Source organism: Clostridium sp. 1001271B_151109_B4 (assembly GCF_015670405.1).
Taxonomy (GTDB): Bacteria; Bacillota; Clostridia; order Clostridiales; family Clostridiaceae; genus Clostridium.
Map to the genome: position 1 here is coordinate 46,527 of NZ_JADPBQ010000010.1, position 21,027 is coordinate 67,553.

15 protein-coding genes and 1 pseudogene are annotated in these 21,027 nt (G+C 29.6%); 3 read left to right on the forward strand and 13 right to left on the reverse strand.

Translation table 11 applies throughout. The annotated features are described in order from the left end of the window. Positions 1 to 70: 70 nt before the first annotated feature. Positions 71 to 763, reverse strand: a complete 693-nt coding sequence (gene sfsA / locus I4V63_RS08500; RefSeq protein ID WP_196000869.1) for a DNA/RNA nuclease SfsA — start codon at positions 761 to 763, stop codon at positions 71 to 73. Positions 764 to 1,247: 484 nt separating this feature from the next. Beyond that, positions 1,248 to 1,424 carry a hypothetical protein gene (locus I4V63_RS08505; protein ID WP_196000870.1) on the reverse strand — a complete coding sequence of 59 codons (177 nt, stop codon included), beginning with the start codon at positions 1,422 to 1,424 and terminating at the stop codon, positions 1,248 to 1,250. 455 nt (positions 1,425 to 1,879) lie between these two features. Between I4V63_RS08505 and I4V63_RS08510 the strand changes: the two genes are divergently transcribed. Next, complete coding sequence (locus tag I4V63_RS08510; RefSeq protein WP_196000871.1) at positions 1,880 to 3,559, forward strand: PTS transporter subunit EIIC; 1,680 nt, start codon at positions 1,880 to 1,882, stop codon at positions 3,557 to 3,559. A gap of 71 nt (positions 3,560 to 3,630) precedes the next feature. On the opposite strand, the gene I4V63_RS08515 is transcribed toward I4V63_RS08510, so the two are convergent. The 7 genes from I4V63_RS08515 to I4V63_RS08550 form a co-directional block, all read right to left on the reverse strand. Next, positions 3,631 to 4,809: a cyclopropane-fatty-acyl-phospholipid synthase family protein gene (locus I4V63_RS08515; protein ID WP_196000872.1), complete on the reverse strand. Its 1,179-nt coding sequence runs from the start codon at positions 4,807 to 4,809 to the stop codon at positions 3,631 to 3,633. 222 nt (positions 4,810 to 5,031) lie between these two features. After that, positions 5,032 to 6,426, reverse strand: a complete 1,395-nt coding sequence (locus I4V63_RS08520) for a radical SAM protein (protein ID WP_196000873.1) — start codon at positions 6,424 to 6,426, stop codon at positions 5,032 to 5,034. A gap of 17 nt (positions 6,427 to 6,443) precedes the next feature. Continuing rightward, positions 6,444 to 7,025, reverse strand: coding sequence for a manganese efflux pump (locus I4V63_RS08525; RefSeq protein WP_196000874.1), 582 nt, complete (start codon positions 7,023 to 7,025; stop codon positions 6,444 to 6,446). Between the two features lie 217 nt (positions 7,026 to 7,242). Further along, on the reverse strand, positions 7,243 to 7,806 hold the full coding sequence (locus I4V63_RS08530) for a TetR/AcrR family transcriptional regulator C-terminal domain-containing protein (protein ID WP_196000875.1): 564 nt from the start codon (positions 7,804 to 7,806) through the stop codon (positions 7,243 to 7,245). A 534-nt stretch (positions 7,807 to 8,340) separates the two neighbouring features. After that, positions 8,341 to 9,453, reverse strand: a complete 1,113-nt coding sequence (locus I4V63_RS08540) for an anaerobic sulfatase maturase (protein WP_196000876.1) — start codon at positions 9,451 to 9,453, stop codon at positions 8,341 to 8,343. A 231-nt stretch (positions 9,454 to 9,684) separates the two neighbouring features. Continuing rightward, positions 9,685 to 11,040 (reverse strand): glycoside-pentoside-hexuronide (GPH):cation symporter, encoded by a 1,356-nt coding sequence (locus I4V63_RS08545; protein WP_196000877.1) that lies wholly within the window; start codon positions 11,038 to 11,040, stop codon positions 9,685 to 9,687. 32 nt (positions 11,041 to 11,072) lie between these two features. Next, positions 11,073 to 12,560, reverse strand: a complete 1,488-nt coding sequence (locus I4V63_RS08550; protein ID WP_196000878.1) for a sulfatase-like hydrolase/transferase — start codon at positions 12,558 to 12,560, stop codon at positions 11,073 to 11,075. A 177-nt stretch (positions 12,561 to 12,737) separates the two neighbouring features. Here I4V63_RS08550 and I4V63_RS08555 point away from each other — a divergent pair, with 177 nt between their 5' ends. Beyond that, positions 12,738 to 13,607 carry an AraC family transcriptional regulator gene (locus I4V63_RS08555; protein ID WP_196000879.1) on the forward strand — a complete coding sequence of 290 codons (870 nt, stop codon included), beginning with the start codon at positions 12,738 to 12,740 and terminating at the stop codon, positions 13,605 to 13,607. A gap of 120 nt (positions 13,608 to 13,727) precedes the next feature. Further along, on the forward strand, positions 13,728 to 14,516 hold the full coding sequence (locus I4V63_RS08560) for a sulfite exporter TauE/SafE family protein (protein WP_196000880.1): 789 nt from the start codon (positions 13,728 to 13,730) through the stop codon (positions 14,514 to 14,516). Positions 14,517 to 14,947: 431 nt separating this feature from the next. On the opposite strand, the gene rlmD is transcribed toward I4V63_RS08560, so the two are convergent. From rlmD to I4V63_RS08580, 4 genes and pseudogenes are all read right to left on the reverse strand, one after another. Further along, positions 14,948 to 16,318 (reverse strand): 23S rRNA (uracil(1939)-C(5))-methyltransferase RlmD, encoded by a 1,371-nt coding sequence (gene rlmD / locus I4V63_RS08565; protein WP_196000881.1) that lies wholly within the window; start codon positions 16,316 to 16,318, stop codon positions 14,948 to 14,950. A gap of 477 nt (positions 16,319 to 16,795) precedes the next feature. After that, on the reverse strand, positions 16,796 to 18,208 hold the full coding sequence (gene pyk, locus I4V63_RS08570) for a pyruvate kinase (protein WP_196000882.1): 1,413 nt from the start codon (positions 18,206 to 18,208) through the stop codon (positions 16,796 to 16,798). A 67-nt stretch (positions 18,209 to 18,275) separates the two neighbouring features. Continuing rightward, entirely contained in the window at positions 18,276 to 19,235 is a 960-nt protein-coding gene (gene pfkA, locus I4V63_RS08575; RefSeq protein ID WP_196000883.1) for a 6-phosphofructokinase, read from the reverse strand. 474 nt (positions 19,236 to 19,709) lie between these two features. After that, positions 19,710 to 20,927, reverse strand: a pseudogene (locus I4V63_RS08580) (OB-fold nucleic acid binding domain-containing protein); the annotation flags it as partial. Between the last annotated feature and the right edge of the window lie 100 nt (positions 20,928 to 21,027).

A 21,027-nucleotide genomic window follows, 5' to 3' on the forward strand; every position in this document is an offset into this window, starting at 1 on the left:
ATCCCATTTTTTTAAAGAAACTCCTCAAAAGTTTAATCCTTAACTTGTCACTTACTTCCCTTGTCTCTTACTAAAGTATTATTTGAACTGGTTCATTTATCTCAATTCCATCTTCAGTAACTATGCAATTATATGCAAAAATATCTACACCATTTTCTTTTGCGAATCTAAGCGCCTTACCAAACTCTTCATCCCTTTCATCATTTGGTGAGAACTTATCAACATCTTTTAATTGAATTAAAAACATTGCTCCAGCGCCATATCCTTGCTTTTTAGCTTCTACTAATTCTAATAAATGCTTTGCCCCTCTTTCTGTTGGAGCATCTGGAAATCTTGCATATCCTTTATCTTCTAAAGTTACTCCCTTTACTTCTAAAAAATATTCTTTCCCTTGCTCATTTGAAATTTTAAAATCAAACCTACTTTTTCCAAATGTTTTTTCCCTTAAAATTTTAGTATATTGACTAAGTTCTTTTACCTTACCATTTTTTAATGCTTCTTCAACCACTTTATTTGGTATTTGTGAATCTATACTTATTAATTTATCTTCCTTATATACTGCCATTAAATCATAGGGGGTCTTCCTAGTGGGATTTGATTCTTCTCTTAAGAAAACGTTGCATCCTGGTATAAGAAGTTCTCTACATCTTCCTGTATTCGGTACATGTACAGTAAGTTCCTCTCCATTTAATCTAACTATTGCATTAAACCTATTTGGTCTACTTATAAATTCTGCTGTTACTATTTTTTTATTATATTTCATGTTTTCTCCTCAAATTCTCACAAATTATGTCTTTTTTCTGTTATTATTTAAGATTTATTATATCTCTTAATAATAGTTATCCACAACCTATAATTATATATTCATTTGTTTTTATACGAATAATTACTTAAATATCGAGTTATCCACAGTTTTTGTCCACAAATCTGTTGATATTGTTGATAACTTTTTAAAAGAATGCTTGTTCGATTTTTTTTATTCTACAAACTGCTTGTTTTTTTTACATTACCCCCTATATAGTTATTTATTTTTGTAGTACCCTAATATATTGTGTCAATACTTCAGAAAAAGTTTTCAACAAATTTTAATACTTATCCACATTTTGTGGATAACTTTTTTTCTTATATACTATTCGTAATCTACATATTAATCATTTTTAACATATCAATTGTTTATATACGTATAAAATAAGCTGTAGATTGCATTAAAATATCTCTACATAATACAATCTACAGCTTTAATTGAATTAAATCATTTTCTTTTCCTTAAATAATGTAGCTAAATATTGAATAATAAATATTGCTGGTCCTAAAATTATAGTAATTATTGGCCAAATAATATGACTTTGAGATTTTTCTTTAGCTAACTTATATGAACAATATACCGCAGCTATTAATAATGCATATGAAAATATGTATGACATTCTGCCTTCCCCCTACTGTTTAATAATTATTATTTTACAAAAAAAATATCTAACCCTCAATGTATTTTTCTATAAAAATATTAAATATCCTAAAAATACAAATCCTAATTGCTTAGTATCCGCTGTTGCATTTTATTCTTTTATTATTTATATTTATTGTCTAATACAACTTTTTATTTTTTTTAAAATTTTTTCTAAAAAAATTCTTTACAGTCGTTTTTCACTATGATATTATTACTAATGTAATCGAATAACGAGCGTGTTACTGGTAATGCAGGCAAGGCTTAAGTATGTATAAATTATTATTTTATCTCAAATAATACTTATGGGATAATTATATAATTTGTAGATATTTGGGCCTTTTTTTATTGTCTGATTACAGCATTACATTAAGTCCCATGCTATTATATTTAACTTATTAATAAAAAACTATAGATTTTAGGAGGAATAATAAAATGATGCAATTTCTACAAAGAATTGGTAAAGCTATAATGCTTCCAATTGCAGCTCTTCCAATTGCAGGTATCTTACTTGGTATAGGTGGTGCTTTCTTAGGTATAGCAACTTTACAAGATGCTCCTGCAATATACAAAGGATTAATTGCTTTTGTTAATATTCCAGCAGTTACTGCTATATTAACAGTTATGCAAGATATAGGTAACATTGTTTTTGGTAACTTACCAATATTATTTGCTGTTGGTGTTGCTGTTGGTTTAGCTAAAAAAGATAAAGGTACTGCTGCTTTAGCTGCTGTATTTGGTTTCTTAGTAATGAACCAAGTTATATCTACACTTTTAGCTTTAGGTGTTACTCAATTAGGTGTTGTTACTGCTGATTCAGTTGGTAACTATGGTACTTATGTTACTACTAATGTTGGTATATTCACATTAAACATGTCAGTATTCGGTGGTGTAATTACTGGTTTAGTTACTGCTTTATTACACAATAAATTCCATACAATTCAATTACCAGCTATTATAGGATTCTTCTCAGGATCAAGATTCGTTCCTATAGTTACTGCTGTTACTATGGCATTTGTTGGTGCAATATTAGCATTCGTTTGGCCAGTTGTTCAAGATGGTATCAGTGTATTATCTACATTAGTTAAAAATGCTGGTGTAATCGGAACATTCTTCTATGGATTAATAGAAAGAGCTTTAATACCATTTGGATTACATCACGTGTTCTATACTCCATTCTGGTATAGTTCATTAGTTGAAGGTAACGTTCTAGTTAACGGATCAATCCAAACTGTTGCTGGTGCAAATACAGCATACTTCGTACAATTATCAAGTATGTCAAGCTTAGTTGGTGCTTCTGCTTCAACAATGAGTGAGGTTATAAGTGGAACAACTAGATTCATGGCTGGTAAATTCCCATTCATGATGTTCGGTCTTCCTGGTGCTGCACTTGCTATGTACAAAGCTGCTAAGCCAAACAAAAAGAAAATTGTTGGTTCATTATTAGCTACAGCTGCTTTAACATCATTCTTAACTGGTATTACTGAACCATTAGAATTTACATTCTTATTCGTTGCTCCAGCATTATATGTTGTACACTGTGTATTCGCTGGATTATCATTCATGTTAATGGATTTACTAAACGTATTTATAGGTATGACATTCTCTGGTGGTGTAATTGACTACTCATTATTTGGTTTACTTCCAGCTGGTGCTGGTGTTCCAACTAATTGGTACTGGGTACTTGTTGTTGGTGTTGTATATGCTGTACTTTACTACTTCGTATTCTACTTCTTAATTACTAAGTTAAACTTAAAAACTCCAGGTAGAGAAGATGATAACGAAGAAACTAAATTATTCACAAAAGCTGATTACCAAAAAGAAAAAGGTAATGGTGCTGCTGCTGCTCCTGCAAAAACTTCTGCTAAAGGTGAAATAGCTGAAAAAGCTCCTCTAGTATTAGAAGCTTTAGGTGGAGAAGCAAACATAGTATCTGTTGATGCTTGTATTACAAGATTAAGAGTTGAAGTTAAAGATAAAGCAAATGTTGATAAGGATCAATTAAAATCTCTTGGAGCTGCTGGTGTTGTTGAAGTTGGAAACGGAATTCAAGCAATATTCGGTGCAAAAGCTGATGCTTATAAAAATGCTATTAACGAAATTCTAGGAGAATAATATTAAATATCAATAATTTAAGTGTGTTTTAAAATATTCGGATTAAAAAAAGTGGCGAAAGCCACTTTTTTTTATTTATAAATATAATCTCTAGTCATTGGCAATTCGTTGTTAACACCTTTTACAAATAATATTTGGTGTAAATCTATTATTCCATTATTAAATACAGCTGCACATGCATATAAGTACATTCTCCACATTCTAATAAATTCATCATCAAACATCGTCTTAATTTTATCTATATTATCATCAAAGTTTTTAGCCCACATTAATAATGTCTTTTTATAATGTAATCTTAAACTTTCAACATCTATTGTATGGTATTTATAATCACCTGATATATTTATAATTTCTCTAAAACTCGGTAGAACTCCACCCGGGAATATATACTTTTTAATCCATGCATCTCCCTCTGACTCTTGAATACCACTTATATAATGTAATAGGAACACGCCGCCTTTCTTTAATACAGAATCTACATTTTTAAAGAATAAATCATAATTAGGTCTTCCAACATGCTCTAACATTCCCACACTAACTACTCTATCAAATGAAAGATTACTTTTTGATAACTCTCTATAATCCATTATCTTTACATCTATATAATCTTGAAGATTTTCCTTCTCTATTCTTTCTTTAAATGCCTTGTATTGTTCTTCACTTAAAGTAATTCCCAATCCTTTTATCTTATAAAGTTTAGCTGCTTCAATTAATAATCCGCCCCAGCCACAACCTATATCAAGTAATGATAATCCTTCTGATAAGTTTAACTTCTTTAATATATGATGGATTTTGTTCATTTGAGCATCATGTAAAGTATCATCGCATTTATTAAAATACGCACAAGAATAGCTTAATGTATCATCTAACCATATCTTATAAAAATCATTTCCTATATCGTAATGAGATGTAACTTCTTCTTTTTGTTTTTTCATAGAAGTTGATCCACCAAATATCTTTGTTAATGCTCCAAAGTTAGTTGAAAATTCATCTATACATTTAAGTAATTCATCAAATACAGTAAATAAGTCCCCTTCTACTTCTATATCGCCCTTCATGTAGGCTTCACCAAATGCTAATGTAGTGCTTGTTAATATATCCTTCTTTTTTAATGGTTTATGAAGTATAATCTTAAACTTTGGATTATCTTCGCCTACTTTAACTTCATCTCCATCCCAAAATTCTACATTGAAAGAAACACCTTTAAATTTACCTAAAAATGTTTTTAAAAAACTTTTTTCTAAATCCATAAGTAACTCCTATTCTATTTATTCTATTTATTTTATTTAATATAGATAAGACCTTGCTGTTAATACTTTTTTATTAGGGCGCTATTGATAATAAAAAAACTATTAACAGCAAAGAATTTGAATCTAAAACCGACTCATATTTAAATTATTCCAAAACAGATAAATTTTATTCAAAAAGTTAAGCAGTAAGTTGACTTACTGCTTGTTTAAACTAATTTTTAATTAGACATTCATCATTTTCTTTTTTTCTTTCTCTTCCTTATTCTTTTGTTTCTTTTCCATATTTTCTTCCCATAATGGTTCTGCTCTCTTAGCCCATGTTAATCCATAATCTATAGTCTTTTTACATAAATCATCTACATTTTCTGGATCTATAAATTCAGTAGATTTAGCACCTGAATTTTTAACCATCTCTGCTATCTTAGGTGCATTATCTAATATTGGACATGGTCTAAATTGATTTTGGTTGAAAGGTTGATTTTTTTGATATTCCATAAATAATGGTTGACCTAAAGCTTCAATTAAAGATACATCTTTTATATTTGCATTTGAATAATGGCAGAATACACAAGGCTCTACATCACCATTTGCATTTATATGACAGTATCTTCTTCCACCTGCAACACATCCTCCAACATATTCTGCATCATGCCAAAAATCCATATTGAATATAGCTTTAGTATTACGCCAACCCCTTATAGTTCTATATAACTTTTCTCTTTGATCTGGATTTGCCATTAATGATGTATCTGTTTTACATCCTATTGGCATAAATGTGAAATACCAAGAGAAATATGCTCCTTTATCTATCATTAAATCAATAAATTCTTCTGAAAGGACACTATCGCAATTTGCTGTTGTAAAACAAGTTGAGAATCCAAATGGAATTCTATTAGCTTTCATAAGATCCATGGCTCTCATTATATCCTTCCAAGATCCATCTCCTCTTCTTCCATCTGTAGCATCATCAAATCCTTCAACACTAATTGTCGGTACTAAGTTACCAACTTCAATTAAATCATCACAGAATTTTTGATCTATTAATGTACCATTTGTAAAGAACATAAATACACAATCATTATGTTTTTTAGCAAGCTTTAATATATCATTCTTTCTTACTAATGGCTCTCCTCCAGTCATTATATAGAAGTATATACCTAGCTCTTTACCTTCTGTAAATAACTTGTCTAGTTGTTCATAGCTTAAATTTAAAGCCTTATTATAATCCGCTGCCCAACATCCTATACAATGTTTATTGCAAGCTGTAGTTGGATCTACTAATATTGTAAATGGTATTTCATGACCATACTTATCTTTATTTCTTTGTATTTCAGCCCAACCTCTAATAGCTGCATTTAATAGGAAATTAGTAAATACTGTTTGAACTATGTTTGGATTTACATTATTGATTATGTTACACATTAGTTTAGTCCAGTTATTTTCTGGATCCTTTAAATATCCTTCAATCATGTCATATTGCTCAACATATATTTTTTCTGTATCAAATCTTCTAATCCATTCCATTATTTTAGGTAAATTCTTTTCTGGATCTTTCTTTAAATACCCTAAAACTTGTTTTAATGCAAATTGTTGAATTTTATATTTTGGACTTAACATTTAAATATCTCTCCCCTTCAAATAATATTAAAATAATTACATATAATTTTTATACCAATAGCTAAAAGAATAATTCCCCCACAAATATCTATTTGTTTTTTATATTTGTTACCCATACAGTATCCAACCCATAACCCAATAGCAACTAATATGCTTGTTACTATAAATAAAATTAATATATTACTTATAATTTCTGTTCTTAATAAGCCAAATCCTATTCCTAAAATAAATGCATCTATACTTGTAGCTAGTGCCAATCCTACACTGCCTTTATACCCAAAAAACTCCTCTCTCCTTTCATTATATTTATTATCCTTAAATGCATTTCGAAAAAATTTTATACCTAAATAAAATAATATAATCGCTGAAAACCATTGATTTATTGATATAATTTTTTCATTATTTATATTTAACATAGGGTATAATGCAATAATCATTCCAGCCGCCAACATAATTGTTTGAATTACTCCAAATATTATCCCAACTAATATTGCTGTTGATTTTTTTAAATTACCCTGTGTAGATCCCTTACATACTGCTATAGTAAATGCATCTAATGATAGTCCTACAGAAACTATAATGACTTCCCATAATCCCATTCATCTAATTCCCTCCTCATATTTCTTATTTTAGACTTATCATCCAAATAAAGGAATCTATAATATCGCTCATTTGTATTTATAAATAAACAATAATAATAATTTGTAATTTTTGATATACAAACATTACAAAATGTATATTAAAAAAGCATATTAAAAATTAATAGACCACTCAGTGCATTAACTATACCTGAGCGGTCCATCTCTTAAAATTACATTATTCATTTAAATCATTGACTATATCATCTAATGAATTTGTTACTAATACTTTATACTTATTAGATAATTCCTTTGCTGAAATACTTATTCCCTCTTCTATCCATCTTTTAATTATAAATGTTAACCCTCGTGAATAGTATTCTGCAATATCATCTACCGGAAATTTTTCATTTTTTTCATTATTGGTTCCATATTGCTCAAACAACTTTTTAAACATTTTAACTAAATTATTATTAATAATTTCTTCAAAAGAATTTTGTCCTGTTACTTTAACTGCTTGTAAGTAAAAGCTCTTATTATTTTCTATTCTTGAAAACATATAATGTATAGCTTCATAAGGCATTTTGCTTTCTATTAACATTTCGCTTCCTTTAAATATATCCTCATAGCAAATTTCCTCTAAAACTTCATACTTATCTGCATAATGATTATAAAATGTTGGTCTTATAAATCCCGCACCATCAGTTATCATCTTAATGGTTATCTTATCAAAATTATGCTTCAGTATTAAATTTTTAAAACTCTCTTGCAATGCTGTATGCACATCTTTTCTATTATTCATAATTCACCTACAAACTGCCTTATATTTAAAGTAAATAACTTCATTTCACAAATTTGAAATCATAATTTTCTAATTAAAGATAAGATTATACAGATTGAATTATACCATATTTTGTAATATTATACTATCTATTTAACCTGTTTCTATCTTTATTATATAAACTACTATAATAATATAAAAAAACTCCTAATATTATTACTATTTATTAATATTGATTATCCTTATCTTTTATAAATATAAAAATGAACATAATATTACTACTATGTTCATTTTTATATTTGCTATATATTTTTTTATTTTCTTTTTACAATCATATATTTTTTATCAGCTTCTATACATATATCAATTAAAGAAGTTTTATCACCAATATATCTATTAAAATATCTACATTAACAATTCATTCCTTGATAAGCTCAATCATTACTTCTATTCCTTGCCTATTAAAATATCTACATTAACAATTCATCCCCTATATGATGCCCTAAATTATCATTAACATATTTAAGATTATTTAAATCAAGTGAAATTATTATATTATTTCAAGCATTGGATTGCTATTTTTTTTATATCTGGTAAGCATTCATCAAAAAACATCTTATATGCTTCACAGAAATAATTAATCCCTTCTTCCTCACAAAACTGTTCTCTATGTCTGCGACATCCACCTCTACAAATCCTAAAATAATCACATCTTTTACATCTTTCTGCATGATTATAAGATTGCTCAACAAACTTTATTATTCCCCGTTTATAATTAATGTCATCAAAATCATTAATGAGGAAATTTCCTAATTTATACGAATCCAAGGCATAAAAATCACAAGGGTACACACTACCATCAGCCTCCACTATAGTTTGGAAACTACAACTTCCTCTCTGTTCACATGATTCTATTTGGGCCCCAATAAGAATTCCTATATAATTTTCAAACTGTCTTATATATGGTTGAGTACCTTGATACAAGTCCCTTTTCCACAACTTAAACAACTCTATCAAAAACTTACCGTATACTTTTGGTGTAAGCGAATATTCTTTTTTTACTTTATTTACTCCTATTGGATCTAAGCAAGCAATATACTGTTGCCATATAAATCCTTGCTTTTTATAAAATTCATAAATCTTGTGAATTTCTTGAGCTGTACTGCTGTTAACTACTGTTAAAATATTAAATTCTATATTTGCATTTTTAAGCAAATTAGCTGCATTCATTGCATTTTCAAAAGTTCCTAGTCCAGAATAATCCTTCCTATATAAATCATGTGTTGATTTAATTCCATCAATAGATAATCCTACAAGAAACTTATTTTTAGATAAAAAGTCACACCACTCCTTGTTCAATAAATACCCATTCGTCTGAATGGAATGACTGATTTCTATATTATTTACATTATAGCGCTTCTCGTATTCTAACCATTTTTCAAAGAAAGAAATTCCCGCTAATGTTGGTTCTCCTCCTTGAAATAAATATTTACAATGGCCAGTTGCAAAAGATAATGTTTTTTGTACTACCTTATCAATTACTTCATCATCCATAATTTTCAAGCATGGAGATTCTCTATTTTGTATTTCATCTGAATAAAAACAATAATCACACCTTATGTTACATAATCCTGATGCTGGCTTAATCATAACCGTAATATTGGGCATCTTTCTCTCCTTCCGCTTTTTCTATTTTTTATTAATTAATTATTCTAAAATTCAATTATAAAACTTATACATAATAATTTAGATCACAAAACTTACACTTAACTAAATTAGTACAAATAAATTTTCAATATATCACCATTAGCATACTTGTCGCTTTAAAATTAATAAAGGATGATGAATAAATATAGGTCTTTGTCATAATACAATTGTTCAAATATATTAAAACTACACCTAAATATTTGATCTTAAACGTTCATTTTCTTTCTCAACATCTAATTTCATCAGCATAATTGCAATAATAATATTGATACCCATAGGTATCCAAAGATACATAATATAAAGCATATTAATACATGATTGACTTTGAACTGCTAAAGAACCATCAAATCCACTATATGCAAGTAACCATCCTGCAATGGCAGTTCCAATTCCGCCTCCAATTTTCAATCCGAAAGAAGTACAAGAATACATAGAGCCATCTATTCTCTTATGTGTTTTCAGATATGTATACTCTGAACATTGTACAATAAGTGAATTTAAACCTCCCTGAAAAGCACTCATACCAAAGGCAGCAACTCCCGTAAATAATAACATCAATGGTAAGCTGCCAATATATCCTGCTACTACAACAAGTATACGCCCAATAGCCGCAATTATATATCCCGTTGCATTTACCTTGTACTGCCCCTTCATTTTTGCTACAATCATAGGCGTAATTGATAAACCAATGATAATAGGAATATTAATTGCCCAAGAGAATACACCAAATAATTTTTCACTTCCCAAAACATATGTCATATAGTAAATACCCATATTAATCATTGCATTATAGATTTGTCGTAATATATCAACAACTAAAATAATAATATAATATTTATTTGAGACTAATAATTTAACAATTTCGATAAAACTATAATGTTCTTCTGACTTTTGAAGAGTTGTATCGTAAAGTTCTTCAGCAGGTAATTCTTTTACTGAAAAAACAGAAATTGTGTTTACAATTAATCCAACAATTGCATAAATAATGGCAACTGTTCTCCATCCAATGGCACCTCCGCCAAATACCTCTACCATACTAACTGTAATCGTTTGAATTATAAGGCTTGTAGCAAATGCAAATATAAATCTTATAGAGCCCATTTCTACTCTTTCTTTACTATTTCTAGTTATAAAAGCTGTCAACGTAGAATATGCAATATTATTTGCCGTATAAAATACTGCATGCAATAGGATATATGAAATAAAGAACCAAGCATATTTTGCAAACTCTCCTAATTCAACTGGAATTGCAAAAAGAGCAACTAACATAATTGCGCATCCAATAAATGCGCCTAACATCCACGGCCTTGCTTTTCCAAACTTAGTGTTTGTCCTATCAATCATAACTCCAAAAAATAAATCAGTTATTCCATCAAATAGTTTTGAAACAGCAATTAAACTACCAATAATACCAGCATTTAACCCAATACTATTAGTCAGATAAATCATAACAAAAGATGATACAAAAGCAAAAACTAAATTTCCTGCAATGTCTCCTGAACCATATCCAACCTTATTGTACCATTTTAAATATCTTTTCTCGCTCATTTTCTCTTCCCCTCTCACTTTTCTCTTCACCCTTAATTCTTTTGTCTTACTGCACTCTTCATTGGTAATCCTGTATCATAATCTAATTGTCTAGGCTCATACTCTTCATTTTCACGTTGTCTAGTATAACCTTCATTATCCCACATAGGAGTTATATTTTTTCTCCAAGGTCGCATCAACCATTGATATCCCCTATACAAATCACGTGTTTCATTCATATGATTAATTAGAATATCATGTAATTCATTTCGTTCCTTCTCATATGATTCATCCATGATTAAGTTATTTATTTCATAAGGATCATTATCCAAATCATAGAATTCATCCGTATCTAATAAATGAATTACTAATTTATATTTTTTGCTAATCGCAGCTCTCATTATCTGTAAGCCACCAAATCCGTCATGATCTACCTCATAACGAGTAAATTCTGTAAAAACAACATCATTTATTTTTTCAGATGGATTATAGATTTGCTTCAACATACTCTTTCCTTCAAGTAACTTTGGAATAGGTAGTCCAAAGTAATCCATTATTGTAGGTGCTATATCAATGTGAGAAGCTGCCTCCTCGCATACGCATCCCTTTACCCCTCCCTTTATAATCAAAGGAATATTGGCAACTTCTTTGTAAGCTGTAGCATTTTTTGAAAATAACCTATGCGCTCCCAGCATATCTCCATGATCAGAAGTAAATATAACTAAAGCATTTGGTAGAATTTGATTAATGACCTCTAGAACTCGCCCAATTTCATAATCTACAAAAGAATTAGAACCTAAAAATAAAGATAATCCCTTAGAAGGCTTATTAATTTCCTCCTCGGTTGCATTGAGATTATTTCCAGCCCATACTTGCTGCATGAAAGGTTTTTTAGATAAATCATCTTGAAAACTTGGACAACTATCAAATTTGAATCCATCATACATTGTATTGTATGGTGCTGGACATAAAGATGGACCATGTGGCTCATCATAAGAAACAGTTAGGAAAAAATCTTGATCCTTAAATTCATTCAAAAATTTAATTGCTCTATCTGAACATTTATGAGCATATGTAAAATCCTCAGAAAATCCTTCTTCATAAGCTGTTTCTGGATTTCTAGATTTTACTCTTTTTTCTTCTGTCAATTCCTCCAAATAGCATTTCATATCATACCAATAATCTTGATTCCACCCTTCCGGGCAAACTCCCAAACCAAAATAATCACCACCATCTAAATGCCATTTACCAATATAACCACAATTGATTCCATTGTCTGTAAGTCTCTCACCAATTGTCTTTACATTAGCACCCATTGCAATGCTATTAGCTACCATCCCATTCGTATGTGGAAATGTTCCAGTAAAAATTGCACTTCTCGCTGGCCCACATACTGGTTGACATGAATATGCATTTTCATATCTTATGCCTTCATATGCTAACTTATCTAAATATGGAGTATTCATGTCTGAATTTCCATAGCACCCTATCATATCTTTTCTTGTTGTGTCAGTCATAAAAAAAACTACTTGTCTTTTCAAATTTATTTCTCCTTTCATAATTTAACAATTTTCATAATTTAACAATACATATTTTCTTTTTTTTATAACCTTATTATAATTAAGACACATAGAGGAATCCTATATAAGAAATTGTTTTCATTATGGATGATTCTGCTTTTCTATGTTATGGTATTTTAATAAAAGGAGGAGAATTATATGATTAATATTTCCGGGCATTTAAGAAATCAACGAAGAATCATTGGATACAATGATGATACTACTGCGTTAATGGTAAACTGTTGTGGTGAACAAATTTTTAAAACTAAAGATTATTATCAGAATCGATCTAATGGTAGGCTAGACTATCAGATCATATATGTATACAAAGGATCAGGGCATTATTTATTAGATAATGAATGGAAGTCATTATCCCATGGTAATATTATCCTATTTAAACCACTAGAACCTCAAGTATATTCCTACTATGCTAAAGAGCACCCAGAAATATACTGGATTCATTTTACTGGGAGGGAATGTGAATCTCTTATTAACAAATTTGAAATTAAAAATTGTTATATAGGTGAAAATTTACTGTTAAAGCATCTATTTCAAACAATTATTACAGAGCTTCAGCTTAAAAAAACTCATTATGAAGATATCGTAGTAAGTAATTTATATTCTATATTTGCTATGATTTCTAGGTTGTTTCACTCACCCCTTTTAACTACTGAAAATGATTTTTCAATAGATAGACTTATAATTCAACTTAATCAAAAATATATGGAGCCATGGACTATTTCATCAATGTCTGACTATTGTAAATTAAGTGAGGGGTATTTCGCACATAAATTCAAAAAACAAATTGGTATTTCTCCTATGAATTATTTAAATGAACTTCGAATTGAAAAATCTAAGGAACTTCTTGAAGAAGGAACCATGAATATTTCAACTATATCCTCTATAGTAGGTTTTCAAGATTCGCTGTATTTCAGTAAAGTTTTTAAAAAGTTAACAGGTATACCACCAAGTAAATTTAAAAAATACCTCTTAGAATCACGTACACCTGAATGGTATTCTGTTACATAATTACTTAAAAAAGCAGAATTATACATATAAGAATCATTAAAGGCTATAGCTTAAAAACTTTACATTGCTATACTCATAAGTAGATTTTAATTAATAAAAATAGAAAGTGAGGTAGCAAAAATGGTATATCTTATCATTATTTGTGTATGTACGCTGTCATCAATCATTGGTTCGATATGTGGAATTGGCGGCGGAGTTATAATAAAGCCTGTACTAGATGCTGTTGGAATAATGCCTGTCAAAACAGCTTCCTTTTTATCAGGTTGTACAGTTTTATCTATGTCAATAGTTTCATTAAGTAAAAATATTAAAAGCAATAATAATTTTACTTTTAACAAATTGTTTGCAACTATTTTAGCATTAGGTAGTGTTATTGGTGGGCTAATAGGTAAGTCATTATTTCAAAATATATTAAAAATATTTCCTGATAGTGATAAAATCGGAGCAATTCAGGCAGGTATTTTATTAATAATTACATTAGGAACATTAATATACACAATTTATAAATATAAGATTCATACCCATAATATTAAAAACAAGCTAATAGTATTTCTTATTGGGCTAATCTTAGGTATTATGTCTTCTTTCCTTGGAATTGGAGGCGGACCAATTAATTTGATAGTACTATTCTATTTTTTTTCAATGACTACTAGTGAAGCCACAATGTATTCCATATATGTTATTATGCTTTCTCAAATATCTAGTCTCGCATCAGCAATAATAACTCGTAATATTCCCTATTTTGATATCACTATTTTGTTACTAATGATATCCTGTGGAGTATTAGGTGGATTTATTGGTAATGTGTTGAGCAGAAAAATTAATAATAAAAATGTAGATAAATTATTTATTATCGCAATTCTATTAATAATATGCATTAATATTTATAATATTTTTAGATATATTTAAATCAGGGGCACCTATTTGACTGGTTCCCCTGATTATTACTTATTTTCATATAATTAATTACTTAATTTTAATTCGATATTTATCCTATTACTTATAACATAGCAAAGCTACATTCTCAGCAGTAGGCTGTTTCAAATCACTTACTTCGATCGCTCTTTGACATCCTGTGCATGGAACGTGCTAGATACTTCTCTTCGTCACTATCGTTCCTTGACAAGTAAAGCTACATTCTCAGCAGTGGGCTGTTTCAAATCACTTACTTCGATCGTTCTTTGACATCCTATGCATGGAACGTACTAGATACTTCTCTTCGTCACTATCTTTCCTTGACAAGTAAAGCTACGTTCTCAGCAGTAGGATGAACAAATCGTTCCTTTTAGTCACTCTTTGACATCCCTTGCATGGAACGTGCTAGATACTTCTCTTCATCACTATCGTTCTTTGACAAGTAAAGCTACGTTCTCAATATGAGATGTATGTGGGAACATATCTACTGGTTGAACACTTGTAGTCTTATATCCATTTTCCTCTAATATAGCTAAATCTCTCGCTAAAGTACTTGGATCACAACTTACATATACTATTCTTTCTGCATTTATATGAGTTATAGCACTTAATAACTTAACGTCACATCCCTTTCTAGGAGGATCTACAACTACCACATCAGCTTTTATTCCCCTATCAATTAAATCTGGTATAACAACTTCTGATTCACCAACAAAGAATTCAACATTATCAACATTATTTTCTTTTGCATTTATATTAGCATTTTCAATAGCTTGCGGAATAATTTCTACTCCATAAACTTTCTTAGCCTTTTGTGATAGGAATAAAGTAATTGTTCCTGTTCCACAATATGCATCAAATACAGTTTCATCTCCACTTAATTGTGCATATTCAAGTGCCTTACCATATAAAACCTCTGTTTGAATAGGATTTACTTGGAAGAATGATAATGGTGAAATATTAAATTTAAACTTACCTATATAGTCACTTATAGTAGGCTCACCCCACAATGTTATACACTCTTGACCTAATATTACATTTGTTGGTTTAGAGTTAATATTTTGAACTATACTTTTAATTCCAGGTATATTATCAACCATTAATTTTATAAATTCATCTTTGTTTGGCAACTTAGCTCCATTTGTAACTAATACAACCATTACTTCATTAGTTGTAAATCCACGTCTAATCATTATATGTCTAAGTATTCCGCTTTCATCATACTTGCCATCAACATTATATGGTTTTATGTCATTCTTTTTAATCCATTCTCTAGTCAATTTAACTACTTTATCAGCAACTTCATCTTGAATTAAACATGTTTCCATATCTATTATTTCATGACTTCTTGGTGCAAAGAATCCTATTTTTAATTCTCCATTAACTATTCCAATAGGTAATTGAACTTTATTTCTATATCTCCAAGGCTCTTCCATTCCTAATGGGAACTTTACTATACTTTCATCTAATTTTCCTATTTTAGTTATACAATCCTTCACTCTTTCAAACTTAAAGTTTAACTGTTCTTTATATGTAGAATGTTGAAGTTTACAACCACCACATCTTTTATGTAAATCACACTTTGCCTCACATCTTTCTGGAGATGCTTCAATTATGTCAATTAATTTTCCAAACGCAAATTTTTTATTAACTTTTACTATTCTTACTTTAACTTTTTCACCCTTTAATGCACCTTCAATAAATATTGGAAAAGTACCCTCTACCTTTGCTATTCCTTCACCTTCATACCCTTGAGCAATTATATTTAATATATATTCTTTATTTTTCTCTATCAAATTTATCACCTATCAATCTTATATTTTATCATGTTAGTTAACATTGGCTACAAATTTATTTATATATTGTAATATCTCATATCATTATATACTATACTTATTAATTATTCTATCTACAACTTAGATCTATAAATTGACTCAAAATGCTAACTTCTGTTTTTGAGCAAAAAAAGAGCACCTTTCGGTGCTAAATAAGGAATCAGTTGCCACACTGTACCATTTTAATCTCTCTACGAAATTTCATGATATTAACATTATAGCCTAAAATCCTAATCTTATTTGTGAACATTTTGTTAACTTTTTATTTTTTTGCTTTTTTTGATGGTTTTTCTTGCAGTTTTTAGATCTATTTTGCTTTTCATTGAATTATTTTATTCATTTTTTCTTCATGATATAGTTTAAATAATAAAATATCTTTTCATAACCTCTATAAAAAAAATAAGAAGTGTAAATTTACACTTCTTATTTTATGTTAAATTATTCTACTACGCTTACTTTTAAAAGATTAGTTGATCCAACTTTATCTAATCCAGCAGCTATTACAACTGTGTCTCCAGCATTAGCAAATCCATTTTCAACAGCTATCTTAGTAGCATTAGCCATCATAGCATCTGTTGAATTTTGGTCTTCAGCAACTACTGGGTAAACTCCAAAGCAGAATGCTAAGCTCTTAGCAACTTTTTCACTTGGAGTTACAGCTACGATTGGGCATTCTGGTCTGCATTGAGAAATTCTTCTTGCAGTTGATCCACTCTTAGTTGAAGAAACTATTGCAGCAGCATTTAATTCGTTAGCAGCATTACAAGCAGCTCTTGAAATAACTCCTGATACAGCTGGAATATGAGCCTTAGCTCTTGAAACAGCTGTTTCATAGTTTAATTTACTTTCAGCTTCAACAGCTATTTTAGCCATTGTTTGAACTGATTCTACTGGCCAATCTCCATTAGCTGATTCTCCAGATAACATGATTGCATCTGTTCCATCAAATATAGCATTAGCTACGTCAGAAACTTCTGCTCTTGTTGGTCTTGGGTTTCTCATCATAGAATCTAACATTTGAGTTGCAGTTACAACTGGCTTTCCAGCATCGTTACATTTTTCGATCATCATCTTTTGAACAGCTGGTAACTTTTCAAATGGAATTTCAACTCCTAAATCTCCTCTAGCAACCATTAATCCGTCAGAAACTGCTAATATTGAATCTATGTTATCAACACCTTCTTGGTTTTCGATCTTAGAGATGATTTGGATGTGTTCTCCACCATTTTCGTTTAATATTTGTCTGATTGTTTCAACGTCTGAAGCTTTTCTTATGAATGAAGCAGCTACAGCATTTACTCCTATTTCACAACCGAATTTTAAATCAGCTATATCTTTTTCAGTTAAAGCTGGTAATTTGATTGAAACTCCAGGAACGTTAACTCCTTTGTGAGTTGCAACGAATCCAGTGTTTTGTACTGTACAGTGAATTTTGTTTCCTTCGATTGATTCAACTGTTAATCCTACTAAACCGTCATCGATAAGGATAGTATCTCCTGGTTTAACGTCATTAGCTAACCCAGCATATGTTACTGAACACTCTTCAGTGTTACCAATAACATCTCCACCTGCATGTACAGTGAATTTAGCTCCTGCTTGTAATTCAACTTTCTTAGGATCAAATTTACCAGTTCTTATTTCTGGTCCTTTTGTATCTAACATAACAGCGATTTCTTTGTTGTACTTCTTAGCTAATTCCTTAACTAAGTTAATTCTTGCTGCATGTTCTTCGTGATCTCCGTGAGAGAAGTTATGTCTTGAAACGTTCATTCCTGCTTCGATTATTTGTGATAATATTTCTGGCTTTTCACTAGCTGGACCGATAGTGCAAATCATTTTAGTCTTTCTCATTTAAAACTCTCCTTCTAATATCTAATTTAATGTATTTTAAAATAAAATATTGGCAATATTAATTAAATTATTTAGAAATTTCTTCTGAAATCTCATATAACTTTTCATCAAATGTTCTGTCTAATGCTAGAGCTTCATCTATATCTTGGTCAAAGATTTGATTATTCTTTATACCAACAACTTTTGAAGTTTTACCTTCCATTAAAAGTTCAATTGCTTTTGAACCCATTCTTGAAGCTAATACTCTATCAAAAGCACTTGGAGCTCCACCTCTTTGGATGTGTCCTAATACAGTTGCTCTTGTTTCAATTCCAGTTTGAGCTTCAATATATTTAGCTAATTCAGAAGCTCCACCAACACCTTCAGCAAGTAATACTAAATTATGCATTTTTCCAGCTTTCTTACCTTCTAAGATAACTTTGCATAATTCATCTTTATCATATCCTTTTTCTGGTGTAATGATGTATTCAGCTCCACAAGCTACACCTGTGTGAAGAGCAATATCTCCACAATTTCTACCCATAACTTCTACGATAGAAACTCTTTCGTGAGAAGTTGATGTATCTCTTATTTTATCTATAGCTTCAACTACAGTATTTAACGCTGTATCAAATCCTATTGTATAATCAGTGTAAATTAAGTCATTATCGATTGTACCAGGTAAACCAATAGTTTTAACTCCTAATTTTGATAATAATTTAGCACCAGTGAAAGATCCATCTCCACCAATAACTACTAAAGCTTCTACACCATTATCAGCAAGAATTTTTACCGCTTCTTTTCTTACTTCTTCTTGTTTGAATTCTACACATCTAGCAGTTCTTAAAATAGTACCGCCTCTTTGAATTATATCTGAAACAGATGATCTATTCATTGGGAATAACTCACCATTTATTAATCCAGCATACCCTCTTTGTACTCCCATAACTTCAATACCATTATGTATTGCAGTTCTTACTACTGCTCTTATCGCAGCATTCATTCCTGGAGCATCTCCACCACTTGTTAAAACAGCTATTTTTTTCATAAAATATTCCTCCTCGAAACTACTAAGGACTCTGCATGTCCACACACTTTGAAATATTCCTTATTATTCTTTTATTGTTAAACTTTTTACCACCTTTTTTATTTTACTTGTAATCTCTTCTTATTGCAACTAAAATAAATATTCTTATGTCTAATTTTATCGTTTATTTACATTATTACCTGTTTATTTTGCCCTTAATCAATTAAAATTATATAAATATTTTTTATTTTTGTAGCTTTACACATATTTCAATATTATCACTTTTTTTATTATTTTTCATTATAAAATAGAAATTTACACCAAACTTTGTTATATAATTAACATACTTTTAACGCTAATTATGGATATTTTTGGTTTAAATTTGTAATGAAAAACTTTAATTTTTATTATTCTTTTGTGAAATGTTCCAAATTTTAAAAAAAAATATTATCTTGCTCAAGAATTTTTCCACAAGATAATATTTTTTTAACAATTTTATTCTACAACTTTAACATTTGAATCACCAAAAACTTTTTTTAATTCAAATACTACTTCACTATTTAAGTCAACCCACATATGTCGTGGCATTCTGTAATTTTTTCTATCATTGGCAGTAAATACATATAAAGCAGAATCACCTTTATATTCAGAAACTACATCAATTAGTTTAGGCTTCATCTCTTTAGCCATTTGTAAATCATCAACTCTTATATACACTTTATCACTATTTACTTTTTCTAAAGGTTCTATACTTTCACAAATAAGTTTTGGTTCTTCATCTTCTTTTATATTAACCCTACCATTAATAACTACCATGGAATCTAAATTAATTAAATTTCTAACTTTGTCTAATGTTTTAGGGAAAACAACTACTTCAATAACTCCAGTTAAATCCTCTAGCTTTAAGAAGGCCATTATTGAGTTATTTCTAGTTACCTTTTGATTTACCTCTGCTAATATTCCTCCCAATATTACTCTTTGATTATCTTGAATTAAGTGATCATCATCTCCTAATCCATCCATAATAGCTTCATATGATTGGAATATAGTTTCAACAGTAGTCGATGTCATCATCTTTAAACTTTTTTCGTATTCATCTAAAGGATGACCTGATATATAAAGTCCTGTCATTTCCTTTTCCATTGATAATAAATTATTTTTTGCAAACTCTTTTATATCTGGATATTTTATTTCAGGCTCCTTTATACTCTCCTCTGCTATACCAAAAAGGCTAATTTGCCCATCTATATTTCTCTTTTTTTCATTATATATGCTATCCATTACTTTTTCATAAACAGCTAGTAATTTTGATCTGTATATTTTAAACTCATCAAAAGCACCTGCTTTTATTAAGCTTTCTACAGCCCTTTTATTTATTGTTGATAAATCTATCTTACTAATGAAATCAACTAAAGACTCAAAGTTGCCTTTGCTTTTTCTAGCCTCAACTATTCCATCAACAACATTTACTCCAACATTTTTTATTGCTGCAAGACCAAATCTTATACTGTTTCCTTTTACAGTAAACTTTGAATAGCTTTCGTTTATATTTGGAGGTAACACTTGTATACCTAAGCTTTCTGCAAACTTTGTATAATGTGCTACTTTTTCACTTGTTCCCATAACAGAATTAACCATTGCTGCTATGGTTTCTACTGGATAGTAATGCATTAAGTATGCTGTCTGATAGCCTATTACTGCATAGGCTGCTGCCTTTACTACTCTTACTTTCATAAGCCTTTATAAAATAAAGTTGTAGTCTGGACTATACCATATACTAATTTATTTAGTATCTCCTATTATAGTCTCTGAG

What these genes read in the sequence shown, in the direction of transcription:
- I4V63_RS08545 (WP_196000877.1), bottom strand. Translation starts at nt 11,040, where the DNA reads ATGAGCGAGAAAAGATATTTAAAATGGTACAATAAGGTTGGATATGGT.
- I4V63_RS08515 (WP_196000872.1), bottom strand. Translation starts at nt 4,809, where the DNA reads ATGGATTTAGAAAAAAGTTTTTTAAAAACATTTTTAGGTAAATTTAAA.
- I4V63_RS08520 (WP_196000873.1), bottom strand. Translation starts at nt 6,426, where the DNA reads ATGTTAAGTCCAAAATATAAAATTCAACAATTTGCATTAAAACAAGTT.
- I4V63_RS08540 (WP_196000876.1), bottom strand. Translation starts at nt 9,453, where the DNA reads ATGCCCAATATTACGGTTATGATTAAGCCAGCATCAGGATTATGTAAC.
- pyk (WP_196000882.1), bottom strand. Translation starts at nt 18,208, where the DNA reads ATGAGAAAGACTAAAATGATTTGCACTATCGGTCCAGCTAGTGAAAAG.
- I4V63_RS08525 (WP_196000874.1), bottom strand. Translation starts at nt 7,025, where the DNA reads ATGGGATTATGGGAAGTCATTATAGTTTCTGTAGGACTATCATTAGAT.
- I4V63_RS08560 (WP_196000880.1), top strand. Translation starts at nt 13,728, where the DNA reads ATGGTATATCTTATCATTATTTGTGTATGTACGCTGTCATCAATCATT.
- I4V63_RS08510 (WP_196000871.1), top strand. Translation starts at nt 1,880, where the DNA reads ATGATGCAATTTCTACAAAGAATTGGTAAAGCTATAATGCTTCCAATT.
- I4V63_RS08555 (WP_196000879.1), top strand. Translation starts at nt 12,738, where the DNA reads ATGATTAATATTTCCGGGCATTTAAGAAATCAACGAAGAATCATTGGA.
- I4V63_RS08505 (WP_196000870.1), bottom strand. Translation starts at nt 1,424, where the DNA reads ATGTCATACATATTTTCATATGCATTATTAATAGCTGCGGTATATTGT.
- pfkA (WP_196000883.1), bottom strand. Translation starts at nt 19,235, where the DNA reads ATGAAAAAAATAGCTGTTTTAACAAGTGGTGGAGATGCTCCAGGAATG.
- I4V63_RS08530 (WP_196000875.1), bottom strand. Translation starts at nt 7,806, where the DNA reads ATGAATAATAGAAAAGATGTGCATACAGCATTGCAAGAGAGTTTTAAA.
- sfsA (WP_196000869.1), bottom strand. Translation starts at nt 763, where the DNA reads ATGAAATATAATAAAAAAATAGTAACAGCAGAATTTATAAGTAGACCA.